Source organism: Streptomyces sp. NPDC049970 (genome assembly GCF_040660235.1).
GTDB lineage: Bacteria > Actinomycetota > Actinomycetes > Streptomycetales > Streptomycetaceae > Streptomyces.
In genome coordinates, this window is record NZ_JBFALP010000009.1 from 108297 (window position 1) to 121107 (window position 12811).

Sequence of the window (12811 nt, forward strand, 5' to 3'; positions counted from 1 at the left end):
CGAGGGACCGGAGCAGCAAGGGGAGCAGACTGAACAAAGGGCACCGAATACAGATATATCGCCTGGCTCCGTTCACCCGTCCGGCGCGCCGCGCACGACGCGGACCACTGGTGCGGCGGCTCAGCCGTGGTCGGCGCACGCCCCACCGTGGTCACAGAAGGGCGCCTGCCCCGTTCGGCCGCAGCCACACAACATCGCGCGGGTCGCCCGGACGGAGCCGTCCGGTGTGTCGATCTCCAGGTCTCCCCGCACGTGGAGCACGCCGTCGGGGTGCGACGACACATGGGTCGGGGTGTCGGGGACCTCGTCCGGCATCCCGTCGGTCCGGTGGTACCGCAGCGCTCCGCTCGGGCAGCGCCGGACGACGTCGGCGACCTCGTCGGCCGGCGCGTGCCCCGGTGTGGCCCACGGCCTGCGGGCGACGTCGAAGACGGACGGCAGGCCGTGGACGCACTCGGCCGCGTGCACACACCGGTGCGCGTCGTAGTTCACGGTGATGCCGTCGCCGTCGTACGACCTGGTCGCGGGGTGCGGGGGCTGCTCGCCGGTCACGCCGACCCTCCCGGTGCGGCTGGAACGAATGCCTACGTCCCCAGGCTCGCCCCGGACCGGGGGCCGCGCTACCCGGGCGGAACGGGCATCCCGTCACTTCGGAGCGGGGCGCCGGGCGGCCACCGGCGGCGGGCCGGCGGAAACCGCCCCTTCGCGTGCCTCCGTCAGTCCAGTACGGCGATGCCGTCCAGCTCGACCATGGCCTGCTCGTCCCACAGCCTGACCACCCCGACGAGGGCCATGGCCGGGTAGTCACGCCCCACCAGCCTCTGCCAGACCGCGCCCAGCTCGGAGGCGTGGGCGCGGTAGTCGGCGACGTCGGTGGCGTACACCGTGACCCGGGCCAGGGCGGCCGGGGAGCCGCCCGCGGCTCGCAGGGCGGTGAGCAGATTTCCCAGTGCCGCCTCGAACTGCTCGGGCAGGCCGGCGCCTACGACCTTCCCGTCGCCGTCCAGCGCGGTCTGGCCCGCCAGGAAGACGAGCCGGCCGCCGGTGACGGTGACGGCGTGCGAGAAGCCGGTGGGCGGGGCCAGTTCGGTGGGATTGATACGGGTGAGGGGATTCATGCGGGCTTCTCCTGGGTCGCGTACAGCTCCTTGGCGATGATGGTGCGCTGCACCTCGGTGGCGCCCTCGTAGATCCGGGGCGCGCGGACCTCCCGGTAGAGGTGTTCGAGCAGGTGCCCGCGGCGCAGGGCACGTGCTCCGTGCAGCTGGACCGCCGCGTCGACGACGTACTGCGCGGTCTCGGTTGCGTACAGCTTGGCCATGGCGGCCCGCCGGGGTACGCCGGACTCGCCCGCGTCGTGCGCTGCCGCCGCGGCGTACACCAGGAGCCGGGCGGCCTCGGTGCGGGTGGCCATCTCCGCGACCTGGTGGGAGACGGCCTGCAGATCCTTCAGGGGTGCCCCGAAGGCGCTGCGGCTCGCCGTGTGTTCGAGCGTGGCGTCGAGCGCGGCCCGCGCCATTCCGACGGCGAACGCCCCGACGCTGGGCCGGAAGAGGTTCAGGGTGTCCATGGCGACCCGGAAGCCCCGGCCCGGCTCCCCGAGCACGTCGTCGGCGCTCACGGGCACGGCGTCGAAGTCCAGCGATCCGACGGGGTGCGGGGAGAGCATGTCCAGCGCCTCCCCGGTGAGCCCGGGGCGGTCGGCGGGGACGAGGAACGCGGTGACCCCACGGGCTCCGGCGCCCTCACCCGTGCGGGCGAAGACGGTGTAGAAGTCGGCCTCCGGGGCGTTGGAGATCCAGCACTTCTCCCCGGTCAGCCGCCATCCGTCCCCGCCGGGGGCGGGCCTGGCGTCGAGAGCGAGCGCCGCCGCGTCGGATCCGGCGCCCGGCTCGCTGAGCGCGAAGGCTGCGACGGCCCGCCCCGCGCGCACCTCGGGGAGCCATCGCGCACGCTGGGCCGGGGTGCCGGCCCCGCGTACCGGACCTGAGCCGAGCCCCTGGAGGGCGAGTGCGGTCTCCGCCTCGGTGCAGCCGCGGGCGAGCGACTCGCGCAGCAGGCAGAGGTCGAGCGCGCCGGAGCCGAGGAGCCGGTCCAGCAGCCCGAGCCGACCGAGGGCGGCCACCAGCGGGCGGTTCACACGGCCCGGTTCGCCCTTGTCGGCGAGCGGTCTCAGCTCCTCCCGGGCGAGGGTGAAGAGCTCTTCGCACCAGGCGGCTCGACCGGGATCGAGGGAGAATGCCGTCATACCGGCGCCTCTCTTGTCACGACTTATCGCGGACCGTTGACTACCGTCACTCAAACGATACGCTCCAAGTGCGACTAGGGGGCGATGCTTCATGAAGCCGTCAGGTACCGAGAGCGCTCACACCGACACCTTCGCGCGCGACCATCTCCCGCCCGCCGGGCAGTGGCCCGAGCTGGTCTTCGACCTCCCCGAACTGGCCTATCCGGACCGGCTGAACTGCGGTCACGAGCTGCTCGACCGCACGGTGGACCGGTTCGGCCCCGACCGCCCGGCCTTCCGGACCCCGGACGGCGGCGTCTGGAGCTACGGGAAGCTGCGGGACCGGGTGGACAGGATCGCCCAGGTGCTCACGCACGACCTCGGCGTGGTGCCCGGCAACCGCGTGCTGCTGCGCGGCCCCACCACCCCCTGGCTGGCCGCCTGCTGGCTCGCCGTGATGAAGGCGGGCGCGGTCGCCGTGACGGTGCTGGCACAGCAGCGGGCCTCGGAGCTCGCCACGATCTGCTCCATCGCCCGCGTCGGTCACGCGCTGTGCGACACCAGGTCGGTGGACGACCTGATCGCCGCCGAGGTGCCCGGACTGCGCGTCACGACGTACGGAGGGGATCGCGCCGACGACCTGACGGAGCTCGCGGCTGCCAGGACCGGGCCCTACCGGGCGGTGGACACGGCCGCCGACGACGTCGCGCTCATCGCGTTCACCTCGGGCACCACAGGCCGGCCCAAGGGCTGTATGCACATGCACCGCGACGTGCTGGCCGTGGCCGACACCTTCGCCCGCCACGTCCTGCGGCCGGGCCCGGACGACGTGTTCACCGGCAGTCCGCCGCTCGGCTTCACCTTCGGGCTGGGCGGACTGGTGATCTTCCCGCTGCGGGCCGGCGCCTCGGCCCTGCTGCTCGAACAGGCAGGTCCCAAGCAACTGCTGCCCGCACTGGCCGCCCACCGGGTCTCGGTCCTGTTCACCGCGCCGACCGCCTACCGCGTGATGCTCGACGCGCTCGACGGCCACGACCTGTCCGCGCTGCGCCGCTGCGTCTCGGCAGGGGAGAACCTGCCCGCTGCCACCTGGCGTTCCTGGTACGAGCGCACGGGGCTGCGCATCATCAACGGCATCGGGGCGACGGAGCTGCTGCACATCTTCGTCGCGGCCGCCGACGGGGCGATCCGCCCCGGCACCACCGGCGTACCCGTGCCCGGCTGGCAGGCACGCGTGGTGGACGAAAGCGGCGAGGAGCTGCCGGACGGCGAGCCGGGGCTGCTGGCGGTGCGCGGCCCGGTCGGCTGCCGCTATCTCGCCGACGAGCGGCAGCTGGCGTACGTGCGCCACGGCTGGAACATCACCGGCGACACCTATGTCCGCGAGCCCGACGGCTACTTCAGGTACGTCGCGCGGGCCGACGACATGATCATTTCCGCCGGGTACAACATCGCGGGCCCCGAGGTCGAGGAGGCCCTGCTGCGCCACCCCGACGTGGCCGAGGCCGCGGTGGTGGGGCGGCCGGACGAGCTCCGCGGCCAGATCGTGGCCGCCTACGTCGTACCGCGCGAGGGTGCCCAACTGTCCGCCGACGGCCTGCGCGCCTACATGAAGTCCGAGCTGGCGCCGCACAAGTGCCCGCGCGCCGTCGAGTTCCTGCCCGTACTGCCGAGGACCGCGACCGGAAAGCTCCAGCGCTTCCTGCTGCGAGGCGCCACCGCTCTAGAGTGATCAGGTGGCCGAGCACACTCCCCGTTCCCTGATCGTCACCCTCTACGGCGCGTACGGCCGTCAGCCCGGCACCGCCCCGCTGGCGGTGTCCGAGCTGATCCGGCTGCTGCACGCCGTCGGCGTCGACGCTCCGTCGGTACGCTCCTCCGTCTCCCGCCTCAAGCGGCGCGGACTGCTCGTCCCCGCCCGGACGGCGGACGGCGCGGCCGGATACGCCCTGTCGGCAGACGCCCGGCAGCTCCTCGACGACGGGGACCGGCGGATCTACCGGTATCCCGCGCCCCCGCGCGGAGACGGCTGGGTCCTCGCCGTCTTCTCCGTACCGGAGGCCGAACGCCACAAGCGGCACCTGCTGCGCTCCCGCCTCGGCAACCTCGGCTTCGGCACGGCGGCACCCGGCGTGTGGATCGCCCCCGCCGAACTGCACGAGGAGACGCGGCACACCCTGGAGCGCCTCGAACTCGCGCCGTACGTCGAGCTGTTCCGCGGCGAGCACCTCGGCTTCGCCGCGACCCGGGAGGCGGTGGCCCGCTGGTGGGACCTCGACGCGATCGCCCGGCTCCACCTCGACTTCCTCGACCAGCAGGAGCCCGTGCTGCGCGCCTGGGAGGCGCGGTCGGCCGAGCCCGCCGCCGAGGACGCCTACCGGGACTACCTCCGCGCGCTGGACTCCTGGCGCCGGCTGCCCTACGCGGACCCCGGGCTGCCCGGGGAGCTGCTCCCGGAGGACTGGCCCGGGGGCCGCTCGGCGGAGGTGTTCGGGCAACTGCACACCCGGCTGAGGGATGCGGGGTCCGACTTCGTACGCGGGGGTCCTTGAGCAGCACAGCGACGCCCCGGCACCTCACCGCGCGGCACGGCGACGGCGGGGTGCCGGAACCGCGCCTGCCTGACGCTCAGTCAAGCGTGAGCCGTGGCTTCGGGGCGTCGGTGCGGCCGGTCGGTGGTGGCCGGCTGCCCGCGCGGTACGGGAGCGGCCAGGAGGCGCCGGGCCCGGTGCAGCCCTGTTCGGCGGCGGCGTGGAGCGTCCAGTGCGGGTCGTACAGGTGCGGGCGGGCCAGGGCGCAGAGGTCGGCGCGGCCGGCGAGGAGAAGCGAGTTGACGTCGTCCCAGGAGGAGATGGCGCCGACGGCGATGACGGGCACGCCCAGGGCGTTGCGGATGCGGTCGGCGTACGGGGTCTGGTACGAGCGGCCGTACTCGGGGCGTTCGTCCGGGACGACCTGGCCGGTGGAGACGTCGATGGCGTCCGCGCCGTGGTCGGCGAAGGCACGGGCGACGGCCACGGCGTCCTCGTCGCTCGTGCCGCCGCACGCCCAGTCGGTGGCGGAGATCCGCACGGTCATGGGCCGGTCGTCGGGCCACACCGCGCGGACGGCGTCGAAGACCTCCAGGGGGAAGCGCAGCCGGTTCTCCAGCGCCCCGCCGTAGGCGTCGGTGCGCCGGTTGGTGAGCGGGGAGAGGAAACCGGAGAGGAGGTACCCGTGGGCGCAGTGCAGTTCGAGCAGGTCGAACCCGCTGCGGGCGGCGCGCCGGGCGGCCTCGGTGAACTCGCCCAGGACCGCGCGCATACCGGCCTCGTCCAGCGCCCGCGGCACCTGGCTGACGCCCGGGGCGTACGGGAGCGGGGAGGCCGCGCCGAGCGGCCAGTTCCCCTCCTCCAGCGGCTGGTCGATGCCTTCCCACATCAGCCGGGTGGAGCCCTTGCGGCCGGAGTGGCCGAGCTGGACTCCGATCGCGGCGCCGGGGGCCGAGTCGTGGACGAAGCGGGTGATCCGGGACCAGGCGTCCGCCTGCCGGCCGGTCCAGAGTCCGGCGCAGCCGGGGGTGATGCGGCCTTCGGGACTGACGCAGACCATCTCGGTCATGACCAGGCCGGCGCCGCCGAGTGCGCGGGACCCGAGGTGGACGAGGTGGAAGTCGCCGGGGACCCCTTCCACGGCGGAGTACATGTCCATGGGCGAGACGACGACGCGGTTGCGGAGCTCGAGTCCGCGCAGCCGCAGCGGGGTGAACATCGGCGGGGTGCCGGGGGCGCAGCCGAACTCCTCCTCGACGGATCCGGTGAAGTCGGGGTCGCGCAGGCGCAGGTTGCCGTGGGTGACGCGGCGGCTGCGGGTGAGGAGGTTGAAGGCGAACCGGCGGGGCGGCTGGTCCACGTACTGCGGGAGCTCCTCGAACCAGCGGAGGCTGGCGGCCGCCGCACGCTGGGTGGATCGCACGACCGGGCGGCGCTCGGCCTCGTACGCGGCGAGGGCGTCGGGCAGGCAGGGGTGTTCGTCGACACAGGCGGCGAGGGCGAGGGCGTCCTCGACGGCGAGCTTGGTCCCGGAGCCGATGGAGAAGTGGGCGGTGTGGGCGGCGTCGCCGAGGAGGACCGTGCTGCCGTACGACCAGCGGTCGTTGGTGACCGTGGCGAAGGTGAGCCAGGACGAGTTGTTGGAGCGCAGCGGCCGGCCGCCGAGGGCCTCGGCGAAGACCTTCGCGCAGCGTTCCGCCGATTCGGCGGTGCCACAGGTGTCGAGTCCGGCGGCCCGCCAGACCTCCTCGCGCATCTCCACGATGACCGTGGAGGCGCCGAGTGCGTCCGGCGCGCCGGACGGCCTCGTCGAGGGGTGGTGGCCGGGCGACGGACGGGAGAAGGGATAGGCGTGCAGCTGCATCACGCCGTGCTCGGTCTCAGCGATCTCGAAGCGGAAGGCGTCGAAGGCGAAGTCGGCGGCGAGCCAGATGTACCGGTTGCGATGGGTGGTGACCGTGGGGCGGAAGTGGAGGGCATGGGCCGCGCGGGTGGCGCTGTGCACCCCGTCCGCGGCGATGACGAGATCGTGGTCCTCGGCCAGTTCGGCGGCGGGCGGGGCTTCGGCCCGGAAGCGGATCCGCACCCCGAGGGACGCGCAGCGCTCGTGCAGGATCCGCAGCAGCGTGCGGCGGCCCAGCGCGGCGAAACCGTGGCCGCCCGAGGTCTGCGTGACGCCCCGGTGCACGACGTCGATGGTGTCCCAGCGGACGAACTCCTCGCTCAGCGCCCGGTACACGACGGGGTCGGCGTGCTCGATGCCGCCGAGCGTCTCGTCGGAGAGGACCACGCCGAAGCCGAACGTGTCGTCGGGGGCGTTGCGCTCCCAGACGGTGACCTCGCGGCCGGGGCCGAGCCGCTTGAGGAGTGCGGCGGCGTAGAGGCCCCCGGGCCCGCCGCCGATGACCGCGATCCGCCCCGTGTCCGAGGTGGCCATCGGGCTACCTGCCCCGCCACTTCGGAGTCCGCTTCTCGGTGAAGGCGGCGTGGAACTCGGCGTAGTCCTCGCCGTTCATCAGGAGCGCCTGGGTGGCGGCGTCCATCTCGACGGACGCCGCGAGGGGCATGTCGAGCTCCGCGGTGAGCAGGGCCTTCGTCTGGGCGAGCGCGAGCGCCGGACCGTCCGCGAGCCTCCTGGCCAGCTCGGCGGCCCGGGTGGCCGACTCGCCTTCGCCCGTCAGCTCGCTGATCAGCCCGATGCGCTCCGCCTCGGGTGCGCGGACGGGCTCGCCGAGCATGAGGATCCGGGTGGCGTGGCCGAGGCCGACGACGCGCGGCAGGAGGTAGGCGGCCCCCATGTCGCCGCCGGAGAGGCCGACCGCGGTGAAGAGGAACGCGAATCGGGCGGTGGGGTCGGCGACCCGGAAGTCGGCGGCGAGGGCGAGGACCGCCCCGGCTCCGGCCGCCACCCCGTGGACTGCCGCGATCACGGGGAAGGGGCACTCCCGGAGGGCTCGTACCACCTGCCCGGTCATCCGGTTGAAGTCCAGGAGCTGGGCGGTGTCCATCGCGAGAGTGGCGCCGATGATCTCGTCGACGTCGCCGCCGGAGCAGAAGCCGCGCCCTTCGCCGGCGAGCACGAGGGCACGCACGGAGCGTTCGCGGGAGAGCTCGGCGAGCAGGTCGCGCAGGTCGGCGTAGGCGCCGAAGGTGAGCGCGTTGAGCTTCTCGGGCCGGGCGAGCGTGACGGTCGCCACCCCGCCGTGCGTCGTCAGACGCAGATGCCGCCAGCGCTCCGTACGCGGGGTGGAGCCGGTGAACGGGCTCATGGAAGGGTCCCCTCAGCCTCGGTCCGCTGCTGATCCGCTTCGAAGCTATCACTCATCCGTGACTTCCGTCACGAGTACGCGATACCACGCGGAAGCGGGATGCCGCGCGAGGCGAGTGTGGCGAAAGTCCCCTTTGCGACAGTCGGCAGCCTCTATGTCTGCGCCGTCGCACTTCGTATGGTTGGGCGCAGGAAGTCCTGGTACGCAATTCCGTATCCTCCGGCGTCGGGGCACGTGGCCCCGGGCGCAGCGGTCCCGGAACACACGTGCCGGCCGGATGCCCCGCTCCCGAACGGAACCCCCGCCTTGCCGTCCGACGTCCCCGCGTCCCCACCCGCCTCCTGGCGCATCGCCCTGCCGCACTCCGCGGCGGCCGTGCCGATCGCCCGCGCCCTCGTACGTACGGCGCTGGCGGACCTCGACGCGCCCGCGGACAGCGACACGGCGGAGCTGCTGACCGCCGAGCTGGTCGCCAACGCCGTGGAGCACACCGACGGCTCGGGGCCGATCGAGCTGGTGGTCGAGCTCCTGGCGTCGGGCTGCCAGGTGGAGGTCCACGACCACGATCCGGGACCGCCCGGCGACCTGTCCCGCCTGCTGCCCGGCAGTGCGCCGGACCCGTGGCAGGAGCACGGCCGCGGACTCCTGCTGATACGCGCCCTCAGCTCCGCCTGCGGCCACCGCCCGACGGAGCACGGCAAGGCGGTCTGGTTCACGCTTCCGTCGGGCCGGATCCCACCCGGTCCCCCGGCTCCCCGGGACTGACCAGCCGGGAACGGCGACGGCCGTACCCCGCGTACACCAGGGCGCCGACCGCCACGAAGGCCGCGAACTGCACCCAGGTCGTCCAGCCCGTGCCGTACATCAGGTACAGGCAGAAGCCGACGCCCAGGATCGGGCTGACCGGGTAGAGCGGCACCCGGAAGGACCGCCGCAGCTCGGGGTTCCGGCGCCGCAGCACGACGACGGCAACGTTCACGACGGCCATGGTGGCGAGGGTGCCGATGGTCGTCAGGTTCACCACGACGTCGAGCGACGAGAACGCGGCGGGGACGGCGAAGACGGACGCCACGATCCAGGTGTTGGCGACCGGGGTGCGGGTCTTCGGCGACACCCGCTCGAAGATCCGGGGGACGAGCCCGTCACGGGACATCGACATCAGGATCCGCGTCTGGCCGTACATCACCGCGAGGACGACGGACGCGATGGCCACGACCGCGCCGAAGGCGATGATCCCGCCGCCGATGTCCGATTCGGTGACCTGGTCGACGACCAGAGAGAGCGCGGCCGGCTTGTCGGACACCGCGTCCGCCCCGAGGGCCCCGATGGCCCCGATGGCGACCGCGCAGTAGAGCAGGGTGACCACGCCGATGCAGATCATGATCGCGATCGGAATGTTCCTGCGGGGGTTCTTGACCTCCTCGCCCGCCGTGGTGATGGCGTCGAAGCCGATGTACGAGAAGAACGCCACGGACGCACCGGCGGTGACCCCGGCCACGCCGTGGGAGGCGAAGGGCGAGAGGTTGCCGTCCTCGAACGCGCTGAAGGCGATCGCGCAGAAGGCGACGAGGATGCCGATCTTCAGCACCGCCATCGCCGCCGTGGCGCCCGCGCTCTCACGGATGCCGCGCACCAGCAGGGTGGCCGCCATCATGATCACGACGATCGCCGGCAGGTTGATCACCCCGCCGTCGGCGGGGCCGGAGGAGAGCGCGGCGGGCAGGCTCCAGCCGACGAGGCTGTCCAGCAGCTCGTTGACGTACTGGCTCCACCCGACCGCGACCGCGGAGACCGAGACGCCGTACTCCAGCAGCAGGCACCAGCCCACGAGGAACGCGGTGCGCTCCCCCAGAGTGGCGTAGGCGAAGGAGTAGGAGCTCCCGGAGACCGGGATGGCGCCGCCCAGCTCGGCGAAGGAGAAGGCCGTGAAGACGCAGGTGATCGCGGCGAGGACGAACGAGACCAGCACGGCGGGGCCCGCCTCGGCGACGCTGTCCGACAGGCCGACGAAGATCCCGGTGCCGACGATCGCGCCGACCCCGAAGCACACGAGCTGGAACAGCCCCATGGTGCGCCGCAGGCCGTGCCCCTCGAGGTCGCCCCCGGACTCGGCGAGCAGCAGGGCCGGACTCTTGACGCGCGCCCCGGAACCGGGTGCGGGGCGCAGGGACGCAAGGGGATCGGGGCTCATGGGGGGGGCGGGTCTCTTCTCTGGTGATGCGTGGAGCTGAGCCCGTGGGGAGGCTCGGACATACGTCGTGCCGCCTGGCCGGGCACACGGAAAAGGGGTTCGAGCGTGCGAGCCCGAACCCCACCAAGTGGCACCATCGTAGCCACTTGCACGTATGTTCACCCAATCAGGTGCATCTTCATACGCTCGCCGCGCCGCCGGCCACCGTCGCGACGAGGAGCGCCTTGATCGTGTGCATCCGGTTCTCGGCCTCGTCGAAGACGATCGAGTGCGGGGACTCGAAGACCTCTTCGGTGACCTCCAGCTCCGTCAGGCCGTGCCGGGCGTGGATCTCGCGGCCCACCGCGGTGCCGAGATCGTGGAACGCGGGGAGGCAGTGCATGAACTTGACGTCGTCGTTGCCGGTGGCACGCAGGACGTCCATCGTCACGGCGTAGGGCGCGAGGGCGGCGATGCGCTCGTCCCAGGTCTCCTTGGGCTCACCCATGGAGACCCAGACGTCGGTGACGACGAAGCCGACGCCCCGTACGCCCTCGGCGACGTCCTCGGTGAGGGTGATGCGGGCGCCGCTGGACTTCGCGAGCTCGCGCGCCCGGTCCACGATCGCCGGCGCCGGCCAGAAAGCGGCGGGCGCGACGATCCGGACGTCCATGCCCAGCAGCGCACCGGTGATCAGGTAGGAGTTGCCCGTGTTGAAGTGGGCGTCACCGAGGTAGGCGAAGGCGATCTGCTCCAGGGGCCCGTCGCTGTGCTCCGTCATCGTCAGCACGTCGGCGAGCATCTGGGTGGGGTGCCAGTCGTCGGTGAGCCCGTTGAACACGGGGACGCCGCCGTACGCGGCCAGCTCCTCGACCACTTCCTGGCTGTCGCCCCGGTACTCGATGCCGTCGAACATCCGGCCGAGCACCCGGGCCGTGTCCTTGACCGACTCCTTGTGGCCCATCTGGGAACCGGAGGAGTCGAGATACGTCGTGGAGGCACCCTGGTCCGCGGCGGCGACCTCGAAGGCACAGCGGGTGCGGGTGGAGGTCTTCTCGAAGATCAGCGCGATGTTGCGGCCACGCAGCCGCTGCACCTCCTCGCCGGCCTTCTTGGCGGCCTTGAGCTCGGCGGCCAGGTCGATCACGCCGCGGAACTCCTCGGCCGTGAAGTCCAGCTCCTTGAGGAAATGGCGGCCTGTGAGGTCTATGGCCATGGTGACTGCTCCTGGGTCGGGCTGAGGGCGTGCGCAAGACTATCCTGAAAGTCCTGGAAGTCTATACGAGACATCGCATTGCTATACAGACCCCTGTCCGGCCCGCCGCCCCTCGCCGTCAGCCGTGTCCCCGCACGCAGCGCCCCTCACACGGGATCGCGGACCACCGGGCAGCTCATGCAGCGCGGGCCGCCCCTCCCCCTCCCCAGCTCACTGCCGCGGATCTCGATGACCTCGATGCCCTCCTTGCGCAGGAACGTGTTGGTGGTGGCGTTCCGCTCGTACGCGACGACGACCCCCGGCTCGACGGCCAGGACGTTGCAGCCGTCGTCCCACTGCTCCCGCTCGGCGGCGTGCACGTCCTGCGTGGCGGTGAGCACCCGGATCTCGTCCAGGCCGAGCGCGGCGGCGACGGCCCGGTGCATGTGCTCGGGCGGATGGTCGGTGACCTTCAGCTCACGGGGGCCGCTGCCGGGCTCGATCGTGTAGGAGCGGAGCATCCCGAGCCCGGCGTACTTGGTGAAGGTGTCCGCGTCGACCATCGTCATGACCGTGTCGAGATGCATGAACGCACGTCGCTTCGGCATGTCCAGCGCGACGATCGTCCTGGCCGACCCGGCGTCGAAGAGCCCCCTCGCCAGCATCTCCACGGCCTGCGGGGTGGTGCGCTCGCTCATCCCGATCAGGACGGCCCCCCGGCCGATGACAAGGACGTCGCCGCCCTCGATGGTGGACGGGTAGTCGTCCTGCCCCTCCGACCAGTGGTGGAAGACGCCCGCCTCGGGACCCGTGAAGAGCGGATGGTGCCGGTAGATCGCCTCGAAGTGCACGGTCTCGCGCTGCCGGGCGGGCCAGCGCATGGCGTTGATGGACACACCGTCGTAGATCCAGGCCGAGGTGTCGCGGGTGAAGATGTGGTTGGGCAGGGGGCTGAGCAGGAAGTCGTCGAGCCGCATGACATGGAAGCGGACGGAGGTCGGCTCGGGGTGCCGCTCCAGGAACTCCCGTTTCGTCATCCCGCCGACCAGCGCTTCGGCCAGCTCCGCTGCGGGCAGGTCCTCGAAGGCGGCACGCAGGTGCTCCGTGGCCAGCGGGCCGTACTCCTTCTCATCGAACACCCGGTCGAGGACGAGCCGCCGTGCCACCGGGATGTCGAGCGACTCGCGGAGCAGGTCGCCGAAGAGATGGACCTGCACCCCGCGGTCGCGCAGAACGTCGGCGAACCCGTCGTGCTCCTCCCTGGCGCGCCGCACCCACAGCACGTCGTCGAACAGGAGCGCGTCCTTGTTGCTGGGTGTGAGCCGCTTCAGTTCCAGATCGGGGCGGTGCAGGATGACGCGGCGCAGCCGCCCGGCCTCGGAGTCGACATGGAATCCCATGCCTCCATCCTCACCACGC

General features: G+C 72.3%; 11 protein-coding genes. 3 read left to right on the forward strand and 8 right to left on the reverse strand.

Going from position 1 to position 12811, the window contains the following annotated elements:
- Positions 1-120 precede the first annotated feature (120 nt).
- From AB0I83_RS18325 to AB0I83_RS18335, 3 genes are all read right to left on the reverse strand, one after another.
- Complete coding sequence (locus AB0I83_RS18325; RefSeq protein WP_363305291.1) at positions 121-552, reverse strand: (4Fe-4S)-binding protein; 432 nt, start codon at positions 550-552, stop codon at positions 121-123.
- A 164-nt stretch (positions 553-716) separates the two neighbouring features.
- Complete coding sequence (locus tag AB0I83_RS18330) at positions 717-1118, reverse strand: RidA family protein (protein ID WP_363305292.1); 402 nt, start codon at positions 1116-1118, stop codon at positions 717-719.
- On the reverse strand, positions 1115-2248 hold the full coding sequence (locus AB0I83_RS18335) for an acyl-CoA dehydrogenase (RefSeq protein ID WP_363305294.1): 1134 nt from the start codon (positions 2246-2248) through the stop codon (positions 1115-1117). Before AB0I83_RS18335 ends, AB0I83_RS18330 begins: the two co-directional genes overlap by 4 nt.
- A gap of 91 nt (positions 2249-2339) precedes the next feature.
- Between AB0I83_RS18335 and AB0I83_RS18340 the strand changes: the two genes are divergently transcribed.
- Together AB0I83_RS18340 and AB0I83_RS18345 are read left to right on the forward strand one after the other, a co-directional pair.
- Positions 2340-3959, forward strand: coding sequence for an AMP-binding protein (locus tag AB0I83_RS18340; RefSeq protein ID WP_363305296.1), 1620 nt, complete (start codon positions 2340-2342; stop codon positions 3957-3959).
- Between the two features lie 4 nt (positions 3960-3963).
- Complete coding sequence (locus tag AB0I83_RS18345; protein WP_356530744.1) at positions 3964-4779, forward strand: PaaX family transcriptional regulator C-terminal domain-containing protein; 816 nt, start codon at positions 3964-3966, stop codon at positions 4777-4779.
- Positions 4780-4855: 76 nt separating this feature from the next.
- On the opposite strand, the gene AB0I83_RS18350 is transcribed toward AB0I83_RS18345, so the two are convergent.
- Positions 4856-7195: a bifunctional salicylyl-CoA 5-hydroxylase/oxidoreductase gene (locus AB0I83_RS18350; protein WP_363305298.1), complete on the reverse strand. Its 2340-nt coding sequence runs from the start codon at positions 7193-7195 to the stop codon at positions 4856-4858.
- Positions 7196-7199: 4 nt separating this feature from the next.
- The gene (locus AB0I83_RS18355; protein ID WP_363305299.1) at positions 7200-8027 is read right to left on the reverse strand and encodes an enoyl-CoA hydratase family protein; all 828 of its coding nucleotides are present in this window, start codon (positions 8025-8027) and stop codon (positions 7200-7202) included.
- A gap of 306 nt (positions 8028-8333) precedes the next feature.
- Here AB0I83_RS18355 and AB0I83_RS18360 point away from each other — a divergent pair, with 306 nt between their 5' ends.
- On the forward strand, positions 8334-8792 hold the full coding sequence (locus AB0I83_RS18360) for an ATP-binding protein (RefSeq protein ID WP_356530739.1): 459 nt from the start codon (positions 8334-8336) through the stop codon (positions 8790-8792).
- Here AB0I83_RS18360 and AB0I83_RS18365 read toward each other — a convergent pair.
- The 3 genes from AB0I83_RS18365 to AB0I83_RS18375 form a co-directional block, all read right to left on the reverse strand.
- Positions 8740-10218 carry an amino acid permease gene (locus AB0I83_RS18365; protein WP_363305301.1) on the reverse strand — a complete coding sequence of 493 codons (1479 nt, stop codon included), beginning with the start codon at positions 10216-10218 and terminating at the stop codon, positions 8740-8742. The genes AB0I83_RS18360 and AB0I83_RS18365 overlap by 53 nt on opposite strands.
- A 178-nt stretch (positions 10219-10396) precedes the next feature.
- Entirely contained in the window at positions 10397-11413 is a 1017-nt protein-coding gene (gene argF, locus AB0I83_RS18370) for an ornithine carbamoyltransferase (protein ID WP_356530735.1), read from the reverse strand.
- Positions 11414-11559: 146 nt separating this feature from the next.
- Entirely contained in the window at positions 11560-12792 is a 1233-nt protein-coding gene (locus tag AB0I83_RS18375) for an arginine deiminase (protein ID WP_356842475.1), read from the reverse strand.
- Positions 12793-12811: the final 19 nt, after the last annotated feature.

Coding starts and splice junctions, on each gene's coding strand:
- AB0I83_RS18330 (WP_363305292.1), bottom strand. CDS start 1,118: ATGAATCCCCTCACCCGTATCAATCCCACCGAACTGGCCCCGCCCACC.
- AB0I83_RS18335 (WP_363305294.1), bottom strand. CDS start 2,248: ATGACGGCATTCTCCCTCGATCCCGGTCGAGCCGCCTGGTGCGAAGAG.
- AB0I83_RS18340 (WP_363305296.1), top strand. CDS start 2,340: ATGAAGCCGTCAGGTACCGAGAGCGCTCACACCGACACCTTCGCGCGC.
- AB0I83_RS18350 (WP_363305298.1), bottom strand. CDS start 7,195: ATGGCCACCTCGGACACGGGGCGGATCGCGGTCATCGGCGGCGGGCCC.
- AB0I83_RS18355 (WP_363305299.1), bottom strand. CDS start 8,027: ATGAGCCCGTTCACCGGCTCCACCCCGCGTACGGAGCGCTGGCGGCAT.
- AB0I83_RS18365 (WP_363305301.1), bottom strand. CDS start 10,218: ATGAGCCCCGATCCCCTTGCGTCCCTGCGCCCCGCACCCGGTTCCGGG.
- argF (WP_356530735.1), bottom strand. CDS start 11,413: ATGGCCATAGACCTCACAGGCCGCCATTTCCTCAAGGAGCTGGACTTC.
- AB0I83_RS18375 (WP_356842475.1), bottom strand. CDS start 12,792: ATGGGATTCCATGTCGACTCCGAGGCCGGGCGGCTGCGCCGCGTCATC.